Consider the following 18,527-nt stretch of genomic DNA (forward strand, 5'->3'; position numbering starts at 1 on the left):
TCCCATGACCCATTCCCTGCGAGGCGCGGAAATCATCGTCGACCACCTGATCGCCGAGAAAGTCCCTTACCTCTTCGGCCTGTGCGGCCACGGCATCGTGGGCCTGATGGACGCGGCGCTGGACCGGCGCGACCGCATTCGGACGGTGTCGGTGCACAACGAGCAGATCGCCGGGTTCGCGGCGGACGCCTACTACCGGGTGGCACGCCAGCCCGCCGCCACGTTCACGTCCTGCGGCCCGGGCTCGATCAACATCCAGATGGCCATCGCCAACGCGATGTTCGATTCCTCCGCGCTGCTCGCCATCACGGGCAACGTGCCCACCCAGCAGTTCAACAAGGGGCCGTTCCAGGAACTGGGGCACCACCACCAGGCGGACTTCGTCACCGCCATGCGCCCCTATGTGAAGCGCAGCTTCCAGGCGCCGCGCGCGGACATGCTGCCCGGCCTCATGCGCCAGGCCTGCACCGCCATGGTGGCGGGCCGGCCGGGGCCGGTGCACCTGGACGTTCCCTTCAACGTGTTCGAGGAGCGCGTGGAGGCAGGCATCGAGTCCCCCGAGGTGTGGCGTAAGGGCGTGGACTGGCGCAGCGCGGCGCCGGCGCAGGCCGTGGAGCGGGCGCTGGCGATGCTGCTGGAGGCCGAGCGCCCGCTGATCCTGGCCGGCCACGGCTGCCTGGTGGGAGACGCCGCCCAGGCGCTGGCACGCGCCAGCCGGGTGCTCGGCATTCCCGTGGCCACCACGCCGCAGGGCAAGGGCGTGCTGGACGACCAGGACCCGCTGTACCTCGGGCCCACGGGGCGCGACGGCGGCTATCCCGGCAACCGCGCCACCCGCGGCTGCGACGTGCTGCTGGCCCTGGGCACTCGGTTCGGGGACCGGGGCACGAGCAGCTGGGCCGACGGCGTCACGCACAGCGCGGGCACCCGCATCATCCACGTGGACGTCGACCCGTCCGCGCTGGCGCGCAACTACGCCACCGAACTGGGCGTGCTGGCCGATGCCGGCACCTTCCTGGACCAGCTGGCCCGGGAAGCCCAGCGCCACGCGGACCTGCGCCCGCAGCGGCGCGCCGGATGGGTCGCCGCGACCGCGCACTGGCGCGCGCTGTGGCGGGACGCCCTGGCCCCCGGCCAGCGCAGCGACGAGGCGCCGCTGCACCCGGGCCGCGTGGTGGCGGACATCGCCGCGGTGACGCCGCGCCAGGCGGTCGTGCTGTCCGACATCGGCCAGCACCACAGCTGGATGGTGCAGCAGTGGCCCGTGCGCGAAGGCGGGCTGTTCCTGCAGTCGGGCGGCTCGGCCACGATGGGCTTCGGGGTCGGCGGCGCCATCGGGGCCCAGCTGGCCGCGCAGGACAGGCCCGTCGTGGCGGTGGTGGGGGATGGGGGCATGCTCATGCACGCCAGCGCCGTGGCCACCGCCGTCGAATACCGCCTGCCCATCGTCTGGGTGGTGTGGAACAACAGCGGCTACGTCTCCATCCGCGACCTGCAGAAGGGCTTCTACGGGCAGGACCGCGAATTCGCCACGCGCTTTCGCGACAACGGCGTGGACGGCGCGCTGCACAGCACCGACTACGCGCTGCTGGCCCAGGCCATGGGCGCGCAAGGCCTGCGCGTGGAGCGTGCCGCCGACCTCGGCGGACAGCTGGAGCGCGCCATCCGGTCGAACCGGCCCACGGTGCTGGACGTGCGCGTCGCCGCCGACGCGCCGCGGCTCACGGCGGGCGCCTGGGACATGCCGCCCATCGCGGGGCCGCGCCCGAGCTTCGACCCCGATCCGCTGCCTCAGTGAATCGACGTTTCTTCGCTACACAACAACCATGGAGACAAGCATGAGCACATTCAACAGAAGACAGTTCATCGGTTGCGGCATCGCGATGGCGGGGGGCGTGCCCGCCCTGTCGCTCGCCCAGGGCAGCTACCCTTCGCGCGCCGTCACCATCGTCGTGCCGCTGAGCGCGGGCGGCGTGACCGACGTGGTGGCGCGCTACGTGGCCCAGAAGCTCTCGGAGGCGTGGAAGGCGCCCGTGGTGGTGGAGAACAAGCTGGGCGCGGGCGGCGGCGTCGGCGCGGAATACGTGGCCAAAGCGGCGCCCGACGGATACACCCTCATCATGGGAACGGTGAGCTCGCACGCCATCAACGCCTCGGTCTACCCGAACCTGCGCTACGACAACCTGCGCGACTTCGAGCCCATCTCGCTGGTGGCTGCGGGGCCGAACATGCTGGTGGTGCACCCCAGCGTGCCGGTGAAGACCGTGGCAGAGCTGGTGCAGTACCTCAAGAGCCACCCCGACAAGCTGAGCTACGGCTCCACGGGCGTTGGCACGTCGACCCACGTGCTGGCGGAGCTGTTCAAGATGACCACGGGCACGTCCATGCTCCACGTGCCCTACAAGGGCAGCAGCCAGATGATGGCCGACCTGATCGCCGGGCAGGTGCAGCTCGCTTTCGACAACATGCCCACGGCGCTGGCACAGGCCCGCGCCGGGAAGGTCCGCGCGCTGGGCATCAGCTCTGCGGAGCGCTGGCCGGACACGCCGGACATCCCGACCATCGCCGAAACCCTGCCGGGCTTCGTCGCCACCTCGTGGCAGGGCCTCTTCGCGCCCAGGGGCACGCCGGGCGACGTGCTCCGGCAGCTGTCCGCCCAGGTCCAGCGCATCCTGCAGGAGCCCGACACGGTGCGGCGGTTCCAGGAGCTGGGCACCCGCGCCTCCGGCATGCCCATGGAGCAGTTCCGCCAGTTCGTGCGCGACGAGACCGAGCGCTGGGCGGCCGTGGTCAAGAAGGCCGGCGCGCGCACGGAAGGATGAAAGCCCTCGTGATCGGCGGCTCCGGGCTGGTGGGTGGGCACCTGGTCCGGGCGCTCGCGGCCGCGGGGTGGGAGACCACCGCGACCCAGCGCACGCCGCCCCGGGCCCCGCCCGCGACCCACCGCGCCATCGCCCTGGACCTGCTCGACCCGGCATCCGTGCAGGCCCTGCCGGGCCAGGTGGCGGGCGTGTTCTTCCTGGCCAGGACCTTGCAGAAGGGCTACCGGATCGAGCGGGAGTCGAACGTCCGCGTGCTGGAGGCGGTGCTCGACGTGCTGCAGGACCTGCCCTCGCTGCGGCACGTGCAGCTCGTGCACGGCCTGAAATGGTACGGATCGACGGCCGGGCCCTTTCCGGTGCCGGCGCGCGAGAGCGACCCGGTCCCCGGCGCCGCGCATTTCTACTACGACCAGCATGCGCTCGTGCGCGAGCGCGCCCGGGGGCGGCCCTGGCATTGGTCGACGCTGCGGCCGCACTGCGTGAGCGGGGTGGCCACGCACAGCCCCAGCAACGTCATGCTGGGCATGGCGGTCTATGCCCAGCTCATGAAGGAGCAGGGCCTGCCGCTGGCCTTTCCCGGCTCGCAGGCGGCCTTCGACGCGCGGCTGACCTACACCTCGGCCGACTTGCTCGCCCGCGCCATGCTGTGGGCCGCCACCGATCCGGCGGCGCGCGACGAGGACTTCAACGTCGCCAACGGCGACGTGTTCTCGTGGAGCCAGGTGTGGCCGGCGGTTGCCGCGGCCTTCGGCATGGAGGCCGCTCCGCCCCGGCCGCAGGCGCTGCGCGACACCATGCCGCCCCTGGCCGGCCTCTGGAGCAGGGTCGTCCAGCGCGATGCGCTGGTGCCCAATGCCTTGCCGGCGCTGGTGGACTGGAACTTCATGGACGCCACGCTGGCGCTGGCGTGGGAGCAGACCATGTCGCTCGAAAAACTGCGCCGCCACGGCTTCGGCGAGACGGTGGACACGCCGGCCATGATCCTGGAGATCATCCAGGCCTACCGGCGCCTGCGTATCCTTCCCGCCCCATGAACCGCATCGCTTTTTCCACCGCCGCGCTGGGCGGGACCTTCGGCGCCAAGGTGCAGGCCATGCGCCGGGCGGGTTTCCAGGCCACAGAGCTGTGGGCGCGCGATCTGTTCGAGCACTTCGAAGGCCCCGAGATCGCCCTGCGCATGCTGCAGGACGAAGGCATGGCGGTCGCCGCGCTGCAGGCCATCCGCCATTTCGAGGGCTGCCCGCCCGGCGAAAGGGCGTGGAAGCTGGACATCGCGCGCCGCATGATGGACCTGGCGAACCTCGCCGGCGCTCCGCTGGTCACGCTGGCCGCGAACTCGCAGGACTCGGCGCGGGGCGATGCGTCCTGCCTCATCGACGACCTGGGCGAGCTGGCCCGGGAGGCCGCAGCGCGCGGGCTGCGCATCGCCTACGAGCCCATCGCCTGGGCGCCCCATGTGAACCACTGGCGGCGCGCGCTGGAGCTGGTGGAGGCGGTGGACAGCCTCGCGCTCGGGCTGCAGCTGGACGTGTTCCACGCCTTCGTGCGTGGCGACACCCGTGTCGCGGTCGGCGAGATCGCGCCGCAGCGCCTGTTCCTCGTGGAGGTGTGCGACCTGGTTCCGCTGCGCATGCCGGCCATCGAGGTCAGCCGCAGCTACCGCCTGCTGCCCGGCGAGGGCGCGATGCCGCTGGAGGCGTTCTTCGCCGACCTGCGGTGCGCGGGCTACGCGGGCGACGTGGTGGTCGAGATATTCAACGCCGCCTGCCTGGCGCAGCCTGCCGAGGCCGTCGCGCGCAGGGCCTGGGACAGCATGCGGCCGTGGTTCGACGACAAAGGAAATTCAAGATGACCCAAGATTTCGATCCCGCCGGCGCGGCGAGCCGCCGCGCCGTCCTGGGCGATGCGCACGTGGACAAGCTGCAGGGGCAGGGCAGTCCCATGGACCGTGCATGGAACATGTACGTCACCAACGTGAGCTGGGCCGGCACCTGGGCCCGCCAGGTCATCGACCGCCCGACGCTGAGCCTGGTCACGCTGGGCATGCTGGCGGGGGCGGGGCAGATGGAGGAATTCGAGCGCCACGTGCGCAATGCGCTGCTGCGCACGGGCGTATCCCAGCTCCATCTGCGGGAGGTGCTGCTGCACATCGGCCACTACTGCGGCATCCCCACGGGCGCGGCCTGCTTCGCCATCGTGCGCAAGGTGATGCGCGAGGAGAGCATCGCGCCCGACGCGGCGCTGCTGGAAGACGTGGGCAGCGTCTACCGCACCGCAGGGGCGGCCGCATCGTCCTTCTGAAGGCTGGAAGGCATGGGGCCGGCGCAGCCATGGCACCATGCGGCTTTTGACAGGAGCGATTCCATGAAATTCTGGCTGGCAAGCGCGCTGGGCGTGCTGGTTCTGGCCGGGTGCGCCAGCAAGCAGACGCTGGTGCCCCAGGTGACGCAGGGCGTGGCCGCGGACGGCGCCAAGACCGTGACGGTGGCGCCCGAGAAGGTGGTCTGCGGCACGACCGCGGCATGCCCCGTGCTGGCGGCGTCGTGGACCAGCGCCAAGGCAGGGCAGGCGGTGCTCACCGTGGGCCTGCCCGGCCAGCAGGCGCAGGTGACGGGCGCGGACTTCCACTTCAGCGGCGTGGACACGGTGCGCCTGCGCCTGCCTTCGCGCGGCGAGGCGCCCGCGCTGGGCTATCCGGCCATGGCGTTCGACGTGCCGTTGCGCGTGGTGAGCCAGATCGCCTACACCCAGCGCAGCTGGGTGCGCGTGCACCTGGCGGGCGGGCGCACCGTGGACGAGACCATCAACAGCGGCGACCAGCGCGGCAAGGCGGTGGAGTCGCTGAGCTATTTCCTCGCGGCGGTGGAGGCTTCGGGCGGTACGGGCGCCAATGCCCAGCGCAAGGGCGGGCTGTTCGAGGCGCTCGGCGGCGACAGCAAGTAGCTGCGCGCTGTCCGCTACCAAAACAGAAGCTGCTTGCGCTTTTCCCCAAAGGGTTTGAGCTTGCTAAGACGTTGAAGCCCAGCAGGGACAAGCGCTGCCAGCTACGGATTCGGTAGCTGCACGGGCAGCCGCAGCCGCGCAACCAAGCCGGGATGGCCCGGCGCAAGCTCCAGCGCGCCGCCCACGCTCTCGGCGATGCGGCGCACGATCGTCAGGCCCAGGCCGCTGCCGGGGCCGTTGGCGGCCTTGCGCCAGAAGCGCTCCGGCGCCTGGGCGCATTCCTCGACCGTGAGGCCGGGACCCTGGTCGCGCACGCAGATTTCCACCCAGCCCGCGCCGCCGCTGCCGCGCTGCAACTGCAGCGTGGCGCTCGGAGGTGCGGCGCCGCAGTGGCGCAGCGCGTTGTCGAGCAGGTTGGTGGTGGCGCAGGTCAGCAGGCAGGAGGCCAGGGGCAGGGTGGCGCCGCTCCACGGCCCGGGCAGCACCTGCGCATCGAGCGCGGCCGTTGTGCGGCCTTCGTCTCGCGCACGCTGCAGGGACTGCTGCACGGCCCGCTGGAACGCCTCGGCGATGGCCTCGCCCTGTGTGGCGCGCGCTGCGTCCCCGTCGCCCGTCTCCAGCCGTGCGAGCTGCAGCAGCTGCTCCAGGGTGGCGTGCATGTGGGCGATGCCCTCCTGCGCCTGGCCCAGCGCGTTCTGCGCCCTGGCGGGCGGGGCCGCCTGCTGCAGCACCAGCTGGGCCACCTGCACGTGGGTCATGATGGCGGTGAGCGGGGTGCGCAACTCGTGCGCGGCATCGGCCGTCCAGCGGCGCTCGTGGGCGATGGAGGCCTGGATGCGCGCGAGCAGCTGGTTCAGGCTGTCCACCAGCGGCGCCAGCTCCACCGTGTCGCGGCCCGCGCTTACGGGCGTGGGGTCGTGCGGCGGGCGCTGGGCCAACTCCTCGCGCAGGTGGCGCAGCGGCCGCAGGCTGCGCGTGCTGATCCACCAGGTGAGCAACAGCACGCCCGCCAGTGCCAGCGCGAAGGGCAGCACCAGCGTGCGCACCACCGTCTGCACGAGGTGCTCGCGCACGTCCAGCCGGTCGGCCGTGGCCACGCGCAGGCCGTTGTCCTCCAGCACGTAGGTGCGCCAGGCCTTGCCGCCCTTGGTGATCTGGCCGAAGCCGGGGCCGCCGAGGGTGGAGAAGTCGGGACCGTTGCCGGTGCGCGCAATCGTGCGGGGGGCTGGCAGCACCTCCACCTCGCTGCGCACCAGGCTCACTTCGCAGGCCACGCCGTCGCGCGCGATCACCGACTGCAGCGCCTCCTGCTCGGCCGGCGTAGGCACCGCGCCGTGCACGGGCTGGAACTGGTGCACGATGCTCGCCACCATCTTGGCGGAGGCGATCAGCCGCTCGTCGAGCATGGTGCGCAGCTCGCGCTGCAGGTGCGTGAACTGCCACGCGGCCACGCTGCCCCAGAGCACGCACAGCGTCAGGCTCAGGCCCAGCACGAGGCGCAGGCGCAGGCTTTTCATGCGCTGCGCCCCAGGCGGAAGCCGACACCGCGCACGGTCTCGATGATGTCCGCGCCGAGCTTGCGGCGCAGGTGGTGCACGTGCACGTTGACGGTGTTGCTGCCCACGTCGAGGTCGAAGCCGTACAGGCTGTCGTGCAGCTGCGCGGGCGTGAGCGTGCGCCCGTGGGCCTGCAGCAGCGCGGCGAGCAGCGCCCATTCGCGGCGCGAGACGTCGACGCGCGCGCCATCGCGCCAGACCTCGGCCGTGTCCATGCGTACCTCGCAGTCGCCCAGCGCCAGCCGGTCGCTCGCGCGGCCCGCGGCGCGGCGCAGCAGGGCGCGCAGGCGCAGCACCAGCTCCTGCAGGTCGAAGGGCTTGGTCAGGTAGTCGTCGCCGCCGCCCTCGAAGCCGGCCACCTTGTCCTCCAGCGCGCCGCGCGCGGTGAGGATGAGTACCGGCACGTCGACCGCCGCCGCGCGCCAGCGCCGCAGCAGGGCGATGCCGTCGCCATCGGGCAGACCCAGGTCGAGCACGCAGGCGGCGTACGGCGTGGCGTGGCGGGCGCCGTCCATGCGCTCGTGCGCGCTGGCCGCATCGGGCGCCACGTCGCAGGTGAAGCCGTGCAGCTCCAGCCCGGCGCGCACGCCGCTGGCCACCAGCGCGTTGTCTTCGACGATCAGGATGTGCATGGCGGGCAAAAAGCCCGCATTCTAGGAAGGGCGCGTTACCGCAGCATTACGGCGGCGTTGCTATCATTCACTGTATAAACGCACAGTTCTTGGTATGCCGCCCGGCCCGCCGCTCCCGCCCCATCGCTTCTACTACCTGCACAACTTCCAGCGCGCGCTGGACTGGGTGCAGGCGCGCCATGGTGACCTGCTGGACGATGCGGAGCAGCAGTTCCTGGCCTGCTTCCGTGCGCTGCCGCAGGACGCACGGGCGCTGCTGGTGCGCATGGTGATGCGGCGCGGGCCGTGGTTCCGCGCCGGCAAGCTGGCGTACGAGGAGATTCCCCACACCCAGGAGGCCGCCGCGCCGCTGCTGGCGCTGGGCTGGCTCTGCGCCGAGCAGGATTTAAGCCTTTCCGAGCTTTTCGCCTTGCACACCAAGCGCGAGCTGCTACAGATTTTGCAGGGTGCGCCGCTGCACGCCGCCATGCGCAAGGCCGACATGCTGCAGGCGCTGGCCGACCGCGCCGGCCTGCGGCAGCCCTACGCCGCATGGAACCCGCAAGCTGCCGAGCCCGTCTGGCGCGTGATGGTGGGCGAGCGCTGCGAGCGCCTGCGGCTGATGTTCTTCGGCAACCTGCACCAGAACTGGTCGGAATTCGTGCTGGCCGACCTGGGCGTGTTCTGCTACGAGGCCGTGCCCTTCGGCCCCGCCTCGCGCGCCTTCCAGAGCCGCGCGGACGTGGACCGCTACCTCGCCCTGCACGCCTGCCGCCGCGCGCTGGACGAAGGCGCCGACCGCGCCGCGCTGCTGCAGGCCGCGCTGGCCTGCACGAGCGCCCACCCCTGGGTGGAGCAGCGCCGTGCCAAGGTGCTGCTGCGCATCGGCCAGGCCTGCGAGCGCGCGCAGGACTGGCCGCTGGCCGCCCGGGCGTACACCGCCAGCCGCTTCCCCGGCGCGCGCCACCGGCACATCCGCGTGCTGGAGCGCATGGCCTGCCTGCCCCAGGCGCTGGCCCTGGCCGGCCAGGCGCTGGATGCGCCCGAGAGCGAAGAGGAACGCCAGCGCGTGGCACGCATGCTGCCGCGCCTGCGCCGCAGCCTGGGGCAGGGTGCGGGCGCGCGCCGCACTGCGCTGGCCCCGGCCGTGGCCGCGCTGCGCGAGGACGTGGCATTGCCCGAGCCGCCCGGCGCCGTCGAATATGCGCTGCGCGACCACTGGCACCGCGCCGAAGCGCCGGTGTTCTACGTGGAAAACACGCTCGTCAACGCGCTGTTCGGCCTGCTGTGCTGGCCCGCCGTCTTCGCGCCGCTGCCGGGTGCGTTCTTCCACCCGTTCCAGAGCGGGCCGGCCGACCTGGGCGCGCCGGATTTCGTGGCGCGCCGCCGGCCCCTGTTCGACGCCTGCCTGGCCGAGCTGGAGGACGGCCGCCACCGCGCCACCATCCTGCAGCGCTTTGCGGACCGGCACGGCACGCAGTCGCCCTTCGTGGCCTGGGGCGCGCTGGACGAGGGCCTGCTCGCGCTGGCGCTGGACTGCATGCCGCCTCAGCACCTGCGCCTCTTCTTCGAGCGGCTGTTGCGCGACCTGAAGGCCAACCGCACCGGCCTGCCGGACCTCGTGCGCTTCTGGCCCGCCGAAAAGCGCTACGAGTTGGTGGAGGTCAAGGCGCCGGGCGACAAGCTGCAGGACAACCAGATCCGCTGGCTGGACTACTGCGTGGCCCAGGGCATCCCGGTGCGCGTGTGCCACGTGCAATGGCGCGCGCCATGAAGGTGGCGGTGCGCGCCCTGTGCGAATTCACCGCGCGCACGGGCGACCTGGACCTGCGCTTCACGCCCGCGCCCAGCGCGCTGGAGGGCATGGAAGGCCACCGCGCGGTGCAGCAGCGCCGGGGCGCCGGCTACGAGGCCGAAGTGCCCCTCGAGGGCCGGTTCGAAGACCTGCACGTGCGCGGCCGCGCCGACGGCTGGAACGCCACGCTGCAGCAGCTGGAGGAAATCAAGACCTATCGCGGCACGCTCGACGGCGTGCGCCCGCACCACCGGGCGCTGCACTGGGCGCAGGCGCGCGTCTACGGCCACCTGCTGTGCCAGGCGCGGGAGCTGCCGGGGCTTAAGGTGGCGCTGGTCTACGTGAACGCCGCCACGCATGAGGAAACCGTGCTGGTGGAAGAACACACCGCTGCCGCGCTGCAGGCCTTCTTCGCCGAACAGTGCCAGCGCTACCGGGACTGGGCCCGCGCCGAGGCCGCGCACCGCCAGCAGCGCGACGCTGCGCTGGCCGCGCTGCGCTTTCCCCTGCCGGCAATGCGCACCGGGCAGCGCCAATTGGCGGTGGCCGCCTACCGCACAGCCCAGGGTGCCCAGGACGGCGAGGGCGGCCGCTGCCTGCTCGCCCAGGCACCCACCGGCATCGGCAAGACGCTGGGCACGCTGTTCCCGCTGCTCAAGGCCATGCCCGAGGGGGCCGGGCTGGACAAGCTGTTCTTCCTCACCGCCAAGGGCACGGGCCACGGGTTGGCGCTGAATGCGCTGGCGCAGCTCCAGGTGGCGCCTACGCCGGCCGCGCCACTGCGCGTGCTCGACATGCAGGCGCGCGACAAGACCTGCGAGTACCCCGGCAGCGCCTGCCACGGCGACGCCTGCCCGCTGGCGCGCGGCTTCTTCGACCGGCTGCCCGCCGCCCGCGCCGCCGCGCTGGAGCAGCCCGCGCCGTGGGGCGCGCCCGCTGTGCGCCGGGTGGCGCTGCGGCACGGCATCTGCCCCTACTACCTGTCGCAGGAGCTGGTGCGCTGGGCCGACGTGGTGGTGGCCGACTACCACTACTACTACGACAGCGCCGCCATGCTCTACGCCCTCACGCGGCAGCAGGACTGGCGCGCGGCCGTGCTGGTGGACGAGGCCCACAACCTGCTGGAGCGCGCGCGGCGCATGTACACCGCGCCGCTGTCGCAGTTCGACCTGGCCGCCGCGCGGCAGGCGGCGCAAGGCCGGGTGCGCAAGGCGCTGGACGCGCTGCAGCGCCAGTGGCAGGCGCTGAACAAGGCGCAGGGCGAGGTGGACTACCGCACGTGTGACGAGGTGCCCCCCGCGCTGCTCGCCGCCGTGCAGCGCGCCGTGGGCGCCGTGGCCGAGGCGCAGGCCGACCAGCCGCTGCCGCCGGGCGACCCGGTGCTGGCCTTCCACTGGGAACTGCTGCACTTCCAGGCCCTGGCCGAGCAGTTCGGCCCGCATGCGCTGTTCGACGTGCAGCGGGCCGGGGCGGCGCGGCGCACGCCGGCCTCCACGCTGTGCATCCGCAACGTCATCCCCGCGCCGCACCTGGCCGCGCGCCACGCGGCGGCGCGGGCCACGGTGCTGTTCTCCGGCACGCTCGGCCCGCCCGCGTTCTACCGCGACCTGCTGGGCCTGCCCGCCGGCACCGCCTGGCTGGACGTGGAGGCGCCCTTCGCCGCGTACCAGCTCCAGGTGCGCATCGCGCCGCGCATCTCCACGCGCTGGCGCGACCGCGAGGCATCGCTCGCCCCCATCGCCGACCTCGTGGCCGCGCAGTATGCGCGCCAGCCCGGCAACTACCTGTGCTTCGTCAGCAGCTTCGACTACCTGCAGCGCGTGGCCGCCGCGCTGGCCCGGCGCCACCCGCAGGTGCCGCTGTGGCCGCAGACGCAGGGCATGGACGACGCGGGCCGCGCCGCCTTCCTCGCCCGCTTCACCGAAGGCGGCCGGGGCGTGGGTCTGGCCGTGCTCGGCGGCGCGTTCGGCGAGGGCGTGGACCTGCCCGGCACCCGCCTGATCGGCGCCTTCATCGCCACGCTGGGCCTGCCGCAGGTCAACCCGGTGAACGACGCCATGCAGCGCGCCATCGACGAGGCGCTGGGCGCCGGCCAGGGCTATGCCTGCACCTACCTCTATCCCGGCCTGCGCAAGGTGGTGCAGGCGGCGGGGCGGGTGATCCGCACCGAGCACGACCGGGGCGTGGTGGTGCTGATGGACGACCGCTTCCAGCGCGCCGAGGTGCGCGCGCTGCTGCCGCGCTGGTGGCGGGTCGAAAGGGACTAGTTGCCGAACTCGGCCAGCACCTCCAGCACGCTGGCGACGGCCGGGTTCAGCGTGGGCGATGTACGGTGCGCCACCGCCATGGGCCGCAGCAGCGCGGGGGCCAGCGGGCGCACCTGCACGCCGGGCGCTTCCACGCCGGAAACCTCCTGCGGGTCCTGCACCTCCTCCAGCGGCAGCAGCGCCGCGCTCTGGCTGGCGGCGGCCAGGCTTTTCAGCGCGCCGGGGTAGCTCAGAGTGAGGAAGGGGCGCGGGTGGAAGCCCGCCTGCCCGAACCATGCCGCGATCAGCCCGTGCATCTGCGTGGCCGGCGCGAACGAGGCCCAGCGCCGTTCGGCCAGCCAGGCCGGCGTGATGCGCGCGGGCGGGTTCCAGGCGCTGGGTACGACCGCCACCATGGCGTCGCTGCGCCAGGGGGTGATCTGCACCTCGGCGCTGGCGGACTGGGGGCTGGCGACGATGGCCACGTCCAGCGTGCCCGCCTTCAGACGCTGCATGGCGTCGGCCGAGCCCACGGCCTCCAGCCGCACTTCCACGCCGGGGCTGCGCCGGCCCAGCGCCTCCAGCATCAGCGGCAGCAGCCGCGTGCTCACCCCGGCGGAGACGCCCACCCGCACCACGCCCGCGCGGCCGCTGGCGCGGCGCTGCACCAGGTCGATGAGGTCGTCGCTGGCGGCGAGCAGCTTGCGCCCTTCCTCCACCAGCACCTGGCCGGCGGCGGTCAGCTCGGCCTGCCGGCGCCCGCGCACCAGCAGCGGCGCCTGCATGCGCGACTCCAGCTCCTTGATGTGCAGGCTCACCGTGGGCGGCGCCAGGTGCAGCGCCTGCGCGGCGGCGGCGAAGGTGCCCAGGTCGGCGATGGCCACCAGCGTCTGCAATTGGTCGAGGTTGAGGTTACGCATCAGTATTCCTGAATTCGATCTTCATTGAATTCAACTTTACAGATGGTACCCGTGCCGCGACATTCGCAGCCCATGGCCCACGACGACACCCCACGCCTCACGCTGCCCGGCCGCCTGCGCACCTGGCTCGCACGCCTGCAGGCGGCCCTGGCGCGCGCCGAGCGGCACATCACCGAGAACTTCCGGGTGCCGCCGCACGGCGGCTGAGATCACACCTTGCGCACCTGCACCGGCAGCCCCTGGCGCACCACGGCGCCGGAGACCCAGTCGATCCACACGTTGTCCCTGGCGGGCCGCGTGGGGTCGGCGAAGCCCAGGGCGTTGAGGTTCACGCCGTTGCCGTGCTGCGGGTTGCGGGCCATGGGCTGGCCGTCCACGGTGTGGGCCGCGGCGCCGAGCTGCGTGTGGCCGTAGCCGTATTCGATGGCGATGGCGCCCCGGGCGATGCCGCCGCGCACCAGGGCCACGCCCTGCACGCTGCTGCCAGGGGTGCGCACCTCGATGCGGTCGCCGTTGGCGATGCCCAGCCGCGCCGCGTCTTCCTGGTTCAGGCTGATGGGGTTGTGCGGATGCACCTGGCGCAGGCGCGAGGCGGCGATGGACATGCTGCTCATCAGGTTGGATTTGTAGCTGCTCATTGTGAGCGGCCAGTCTTTCTCGGGGTAGTGCGCGCGCATGCTGCTGCCGTCGGCGAAGCGCGTGGGGTACCACGTGGGGCAGCCCGCGTAGCGCTCGCCGGTCATGGAGTGGCGCATCCTGGCCAGGCCTTCGTGCCAGAGCTGCACGGGGAACTTGTGCGCGGCCTTGACGTGCTCGCCCTGCCAGGCGTCCTCGATCCGGTCGAAGCGCCCGCCGCGGCTCATCACCATGGCCACGCGGCGCACTTCCTCGGGCAGCAGGCGCTGCTGCAGCGCGGGCATCCAGCGCGCCAGGCCGGTGAGGGCGATGTCGTCGTCGCTGGCCTCGGGCACGGGCTTGCCGGCCTGGTAGGCGATGTTGCACATGCCGCGCAGGTAGAAGTCCTCGGGGGTTTCCAGGTCGAGCGGCGCGCCTTCCTTGGTGCTCATGGCGTTCTTGCCGAAGCCCGGCAGGCCGAGCTGCCGGGCGACTGCGAAGACGAAGGTCTCGAAGCCCACGGGCCGGCCCTCGGCGGTTTTTGCCGTGGCGGCATCGACCACGGGCCAGCGCACGGTGCTGCTCTTGGCGACCACGTCGGCCCAGGGTGCGCCGATGCCCCAGCTCTCGTAGGTCACGGTGTCGGGCACGATGTAATCGGCCAGGGCCGAGGTCTCGTTGATGAACGGGTCCACCGAGACGAACAGCGGCAGCTTCTTCGGGTCCTTAAGCGCCGCCGCCAGCGTGTTCTCGAAGCCGCAGATGGCGTACACCGGGTTGCTCATGTGGTTGATCCACGCCTTCACCGGGTAGGGGTAGCCCAGCAGGCCGGCGGCCAGCATTTCGCTGGAGAGGCCGCCGGGCGCCGGGTACCACGGCGCCTGGGCGGGGTAGGGGTTCTGGCCCGCGTCCTTTCTGCGCTTGAACTCGCTGGTTTTCTCGTAGGGAAAGCGCGTGCGCGACAGCGCCACGCCCGTGGCCTTCACCGCGCCCTCGAACTGCGCGAAGTTGTAGCGCGGCCCGGGGCCGAAGGGGCCGAACGGCCCGGCGTCCAGCACCCAGCCGCCCTGGACGTTCAGGTTGCCGATCAGGTTGTTCAGCATGGCGATGGCGTAGGCCGTGTAGAAGCCCGCGCCGCTCATGGTGCCGCCGTGCGAGTTGGCCACGGCCTGCTTGCCGTGGCTGGTGAATTCGCGCGCCAGGTCCTCGATGTCCTGCACGGGCACGCCGCACAGGTCGGAATACTCCTGCAGCGTCTTGCGCCGCGCCTCCTCGCGCAGCTTCACGAACGCGCTGCAGACAGGCAGGGGCGCGCCGCCGCCCGGCGGCGTGAAGTCGCGCTCGACCGCCAGCTCGGCGCTCTGCGCGATGGTGTGGGGCGCCAGCGTGCCGTCGGCGAGCTGCACCACGTACACCTCCTCGGCGGGCGTTTTCTCGTCGATGGGCGCAGGCATCGGCAGGCCGATGTCGGCGCCGCGCAGGAACTGGCCGTAGCGCGGGTGACGGGGGTCGTTGACCAGCAGGTGCGTGGCGTTGCTCCAGCTGGCTTCGCCGGCCGCCGCCATGGCCGCCGGGCCGGGCTGGGTGAGGAACGCGGCGTCGTAGCGCGCGTGGTCGATGATCCAGCGGATCATGCCCATCACCAGCGCCAGGTCGGTGGCGGGCTTGATGGGCAGCCAGCGGTTGTTGTCGCCCGCCGCGTGGCTGGACGACATGGGCAGCACGGGCGACACCACCACGTAGCGGTAGGTGTTCTCCGCGCGCGCGCGGGCCTCGGACAGCTCGCGCCCCATGCGCTGGAACGGGTTGCCCGCCTGTGCGGGCGCGGTGCCGATGAACAGGCCGAAGCGCGAGTTCTTCCAGTCCGGCTTGCCGTGCGGCATGCCGGGAATGTTGCCCAGCGCCGCCGCCGTGCCCACGCGGTAGGTCTGGCCGCAGTAGGCGCCGTGGTTGGCCACGTTCACCGTGCCGAAGGACTGGCGCGCGAAGCGGTTGATGAGCGGCGTGCGGCCTTCGTTGGAGGCGTCGGTCACCAGCAGTTGGTTGGCCCTGGGGCCGTATTCGGGGTTCTCGGGGTCGATCGGCGTCTTCACGTCGCGGATGGCGGCGAGACCTTCCACGTGGCCCTCGCCGAACAGGTCGCCGCCCTCGCAGATTTCCTTGACCAGCTGCTCGAACGGGATCGTCTTCCACTGGCCCGATCCGCGCGGCCCCACGCGCTTGAGCGGCGCGAGCACGCGGTGCGCGGCCGTCTGGTGCTCGAACATGGCCGAGCCGCGCGCGCAGCTCGTGGCGCGGCCTTCCAGGCCGTTGTCGCCGCCGAGCTGGGCGTAGACCTCGCGCACCGGCGTCTCCATGGGCGCGTGCTGCGTGGTGGCCAGCGGGTGGTAGGGGTTGCCGGCCACGCGCAGGATGCGGTTGTGCGCGGTGTCCACGCGCACGCGGATGCCGCACTGCGTCCAGCAGCCCAGGCAGCTCGATGGACTGACCACCTGGCCCGGCTGGGTCGTGAGCTGGCCCGTCGCGGGGTCGATGCGGAATTCGGGCGTGAGCGCGTTGCCGCGCGTGGCGCTCTTGGTGGCCGTGCCGGAGGTGCCGGCGACCAGGCCCTTGGCGCCGCGCGCCAGGGTTTCGCCGTAGCCCGCGGCGAAGGCGGCCAGGCCGCCGGCCACGGCGCCGCCGCGCAGCAGCAGGCGGCGGCGTTCGCGTTCAAGGGATTCGGTGGGGGAGTTCTTGTCGGTCATATGCGCCTTTCGCGGGGCAGCGCTTTGCTATGGTTCAGATAGCTGCTTGCGCTTGACCCTGTTGGGTTTGAGGCAGATTTGGCTGTGATTCAGGCGGCATGGCCCTGGCGGGCGGGAAACAGCTCCAGCGCCCAGCCCGCCATGGCCACCAGCGCCACGCACAGGCCGGCCACGCCCAGCATGCCCAGCAGGCCGTCGCCGCCCAGCGGCATGTGGTACAGGTACAGGCCCGCGCCGAACTTGGGCACGCCCTGCACGCCCATGAACAGCGCCCAGCGGAAGGCCCAGGCGCTGGCCGCCAGGCCCACGCCCAGCACCAGCGTGTAGCCCGGCGCATCCAGGCGGCGGCGCCCGCGCAGCAGCGCGCCGAGCACGGCGGCGCCGAACACGGCCGAGCCCAGCATCGTCAGGCGCCACACGGGGAAGTCGCGCCACAGGCGCAGCGCGGCGTCGAACGACGGGCTGTCGCCCCGCAGTCCCGCGAGCACCCAGGCCAGCGCCACGGCCGCCAGCGCCGCGGCCAGCAGCAGCCCCAGGCCGCGCAGCCGCTGCAGCGCGGCGGCGCCGGGGCGCAGGCCGGCGGGCAGGAAGCGCTCCAGCACGAAGGCCGCGCCCACGGTGGCCAGCCAGCCGGTCAGTGCCAGGTTCACCGGCACCCACAGCGTGTGCCACAACGGGCGCGCGCGGACCACCATCATCTCGGCGCCGGTGTAGAAGGTGATGGACAGGGCCGAAAGCACCAGCAGCGGCGCCAGCGCGCGCATCCAGCCCACGCGGCCCAGCCACCAGCTCGCGCACAGCGCGATGCCGAGGGTGACGAACACCGGCAGCAGCAGTGCGCCCACCGACATCCAAGACCACGGCGTGAAGTGCGCATAGAAATGCCAGAAGCGCGCGGGCTGGTGCAGGTCGGCCAGCAGCGACACCGGTGCGGCGATCACGCTCACCGCCAGGGTGAGCACGGCCACGGGCAGCAGGCGGCGCAGCGGGCCGCCCGCCGGCGCCCAGGCGCACAGCGCGGCCAGCAGCGCCGCGCCCGTGGCCATGCCGGCCAGGAAGAAGTACTGCACGGCCCAGGGCAGCCAGGCGGCCTCGTAGTGCGGGGTGAGGAGTTCGATGATCTGCATGCCGCGCTCCTTCAGTGTTCGGCGACCAGGCGCACGCTGGCCTGGCCGTCCACGCCGTTGACGAATGCATCGGGCAGGCCGATGTAGAACACGCGCGGCGCGGTCTTCATGCCGGGCTTGAGCACCTTGATCTCGTCCTGGTGCGCGGCGATGCGGCGGTTGATTTCGCTGCCCGGATCTCGAAGGTCGCCGATCACGCGCGCGCCGCCCACGCAGCTCTCCACGCAGGCGGGCAGCAGCCCGGCCTCCAGCCGGTGCTCGCAGAAGGTGCACTTGTCGGCGGTCTGCGTCTCGTGGTTGATGAAGCGCGCGTCGTACGGGCAGGCCTGCACGCAGTAGCCGCAGCCCACGCAGCGCGCGTTGTCCACCAGCACGATGCCGTCGGTGCGCTGGAACGTGGCCTGCACCGGGCACACGGGCACGCAAGGCGGCTCGTCGCAGTGGTTGCACAGGCGCGGCAGGCTGACCATGGCGGGCGCGGCTTCGCCGGGCAGATCGACCTCGTACTGCAGCACCGTGGTGCGGAACTGGCCGATGGGCGGCTGGTTCTCCACCGAGCAGCTCACCGTGCAGGCCTGGCAGCCGATGCATTTGCGCAGGTCCACCAGCATGCCGAAGCGCTTGCCCTCCATGCCGGGGCGGCGCGGAGGCTGGAAGCCGGCCGGCGCCGCCGCGGCCGGACCGGCGGTACCAGCGAGGCCGAAGGCCGTGGCCAGGCCCACGAGTTCCTGGAGGAAGGCGCGCTTGCCGGTTCGCGCCGGGGCGGGGCGTGGGGGGGTGATGCAGTCAGGCATGAATATGGGGCTTCTGATTTATGTGGGTTTTATTATTCTTTTATCAGGCATATTCAATTTGACGCCAATCAAATAAAGAGTTGTATTTCCTCCGGCATTAATTGGAATAAACTTTCTTATATTAATGGTGCTTTATTAATGAAGTATTAAATAAATCCGAGCATGCCGCTCGGCATTGCAGGGCAATGGTTTACAGGGCCGCGCCCGACGCTGCCGCGAGGGTCGGCGAATATTTGGATGGGAGGCATAGCGGGGATATATCCCGCTGCACAGACATATTAGGGAACCTCTCAAAACCCCACTGATCCCTCGTTGATCGACAAGACCTGAGCCATCCCCCTGCCATGATCACGC

At 71.9% G+C, this 18,527-nt stretch carries 15 protein-coding genes; 9 read left to right on the forward strand and 6 right to left on the reverse strand.

Annotated features, from left to right (window positions below; translation table 11 throughout):
• The first annotated feature begins 4 nt into the window (after nucleotides 1-4).
• The 6 genes from AVS7_RS13645 (at nucleotide 5) to AVS7_RS13670 (ending at nucleotide 5,765) form a co-directional block, all read left to right on the forward strand.
• Entirely contained in the window at nucleotides 5-1,798 is a 1,794-nt protein-coding gene (locus tag AVS7_RS13645; protein WP_020228967.1) for a thiamine pyrophosphate-binding protein, read from the forward strand.
• A gap of 40 nt (nucleotides 1,799-1,838) precedes the next feature.
• Nucleotides 1,839-2,822 (forward strand): tripartite tricarboxylate transporter substrate binding protein, encoded by a 984-nt coding sequence (locus tag AVS7_RS13650; protein WP_024001570.1) that lies wholly within the window; start codon nucleotides 1,839-1,841, stop codon nucleotides 2,820-2,822.
• Nucleotides 2,819-3,856, forward strand: coding sequence for an NAD-dependent epimerase/dehydratase family protein (locus AVS7_RS13655; RefSeq protein WP_020228969.1), 1,038 nt, complete (start codon nucleotides 2,819-2,821; stop codon nucleotides 3,854-3,856). The genes AVS7_RS13650 and AVS7_RS13655 overlap by 4 nt, the downstream gene beginning before the upstream one ends.
• Entirely contained in the window at nucleotides 3,853-4,674 is an 822-nt protein-coding gene (locus AVS7_RS13660) for a sugar phosphate isomerase/epimerase (RefSeq protein WP_020228970.1), read from the forward strand. Before AVS7_RS13655 ends, AVS7_RS13660 begins: the two co-directional genes overlap by 4 nt.
• Nucleotides 4,671-5,123, forward strand: coding sequence for a carboxymuconolactone decarboxylase family protein (locus AVS7_RS13665; protein ID WP_020228971.1), 453 nt, complete (start codon nucleotides 4,671-4,673; stop codon nucleotides 5,121-5,123). Before AVS7_RS13660 ends, AVS7_RS13665 begins: the two co-directional genes overlap by 4 nt.
• Nucleotides 5,124-5,186: 63 nt before the next feature.
• Nucleotides 5,187-5,765: a hypothetical protein gene (locus AVS7_RS13670; RefSeq protein ID WP_020228972.1), complete on the forward strand. Its 579-nt coding sequence runs from the start codon at nucleotides 5,187-5,189 to the stop codon at nucleotides 5,763-5,765.
• A 101-nt stretch (nucleotides 5,766-5,866) separates the two neighbouring features.
• On the opposite strand, the gene AVS7_RS13675 is transcribed toward AVS7_RS13670, so the two are convergent.
• Nucleotides 5,867-7,282: an ATP-binding protein gene (locus tag AVS7_RS13675; RefSeq protein ID WP_020228973.1), complete on the reverse strand. Its 1,416-nt coding sequence runs from the start codon at nucleotides 7,280-7,282 to the stop codon at nucleotides 5,867-5,869.
• Complete coding sequence (locus AVS7_RS13680; protein ID WP_024001572.1) at nucleotides 7,279-7,953, reverse strand: response regulator; 675 nt, start codon at nucleotides 7,951-7,953, stop codon at nucleotides 7,279-7,281. Before AVS7_RS13680 ends, AVS7_RS13675 begins: the two co-directional genes overlap by 4 nt.
• Nucleotides 7,954-8,047: 94 nt before the next feature.
• Between AVS7_RS13680 and AVS7_RS13685 the strand changes: the two genes are divergently transcribed.
• Nucleotides 8,048-9,706: a VRR-NUC domain-containing protein gene (locus AVS7_RS13685; protein WP_020228975.1), complete on the forward strand. Its 1,659-nt coding sequence runs from the start codon at nucleotides 8,048-8,050 to the stop codon at nucleotides 9,704-9,706.
• On the forward strand, nucleotides 9,691-11,994 hold the full coding sequence (locus tag AVS7_RS13690; protein WP_020228976.1) for an ATP-dependent DNA helicase: 2,304 nt from the start codon (nucleotides 9,691-9,693) through the stop codon (nucleotides 11,992-11,994). The genes AVS7_RS13685 and AVS7_RS13690 overlap by 16 nt, the downstream gene beginning before the upstream one ends.
• Here AVS7_RS13690 and AVS7_RS13695 read toward each other — a convergent pair.
• Nucleotides 11,991-12,893: a LysR family transcriptional regulator gene (locus AVS7_RS13695; protein ID WP_020228977.1), complete on the reverse strand. Its 903-nt coding sequence runs from the start codon at nucleotides 12,891-12,893 to the stop codon at nucleotides 11,991-11,993. The genes AVS7_RS13690 and AVS7_RS13695 overlap by 4 nt on opposite strands.
• 51 nt (nucleotides 12,894-12,944) lie before the next feature.
• On the opposite strand from AVS7_RS13695, the gene AVS7_RS25185 reads away from it, so the two are divergent.
• On the forward strand, nucleotides 12,945-13,100 hold the full coding sequence (locus tag AVS7_RS25185; protein ID WP_234450019.1) for a hypothetical protein: 156 nt from the start codon (nucleotides 12,945-12,947) through the stop codon (nucleotides 13,098-13,100).
• A gap of 2 nt (nucleotides 13,101-13,102) precedes the next feature.
• Here AVS7_RS25185 and AVS7_RS13700 read toward each other — a convergent pair whose 3' ends face one another.
• From AVS7_RS13700 to dsrO, 3 genes are all read right to left on the reverse strand, one after another.
• Nucleotides 13,103-16,252, reverse strand: coding sequence for a tetrathionate reductase subunit A (locus AVS7_RS13700; protein WP_020228979.1), 3,150 nt, complete (start codon nucleotides 16,250-16,252; stop codon nucleotides 13,103-13,105).
• Nucleotides 16,253-16,341: 89 nt separating this feature from the next.
• Nucleotides 16,342-17,379, reverse strand: a complete 1,038-nt coding sequence (nrfD, locus tag AVS7_RS13705; RefSeq protein ID WP_020228980.1) for an NrfD/PsrC family molybdoenzyme membrane anchor subunit — start codon at nucleotides 17,377-17,379, stop codon at nucleotides 16,342-16,344.
• An 11-nt stretch (nucleotides 17,380-17,390) separates the two neighbouring features.
• On the reverse strand, nucleotides 17,391-18,173 hold the full coding sequence (dsrO, locus tag AVS7_RS13710) for a sulfate reduction electron transfer complex DsrMKJOP subunit DsrO (RefSeq protein WP_020228981.1): 783 nt from the start codon (nucleotides 18,171-18,173) through the stop codon (nucleotides 17,391-17,393).
• Between the last annotated feature and the right edge of the window lie 354 nt (nucleotides 18,174-18,527).

It is taken from the genome of Acidovorax sp. MR-S7 (genome assembly GCF_000400995.2).
Lineage (GTDB): Bacteria > Pseudomonadota > Gammaproteobacteria > Burkholderiales > Burkholderiaceae_C > MR-S7.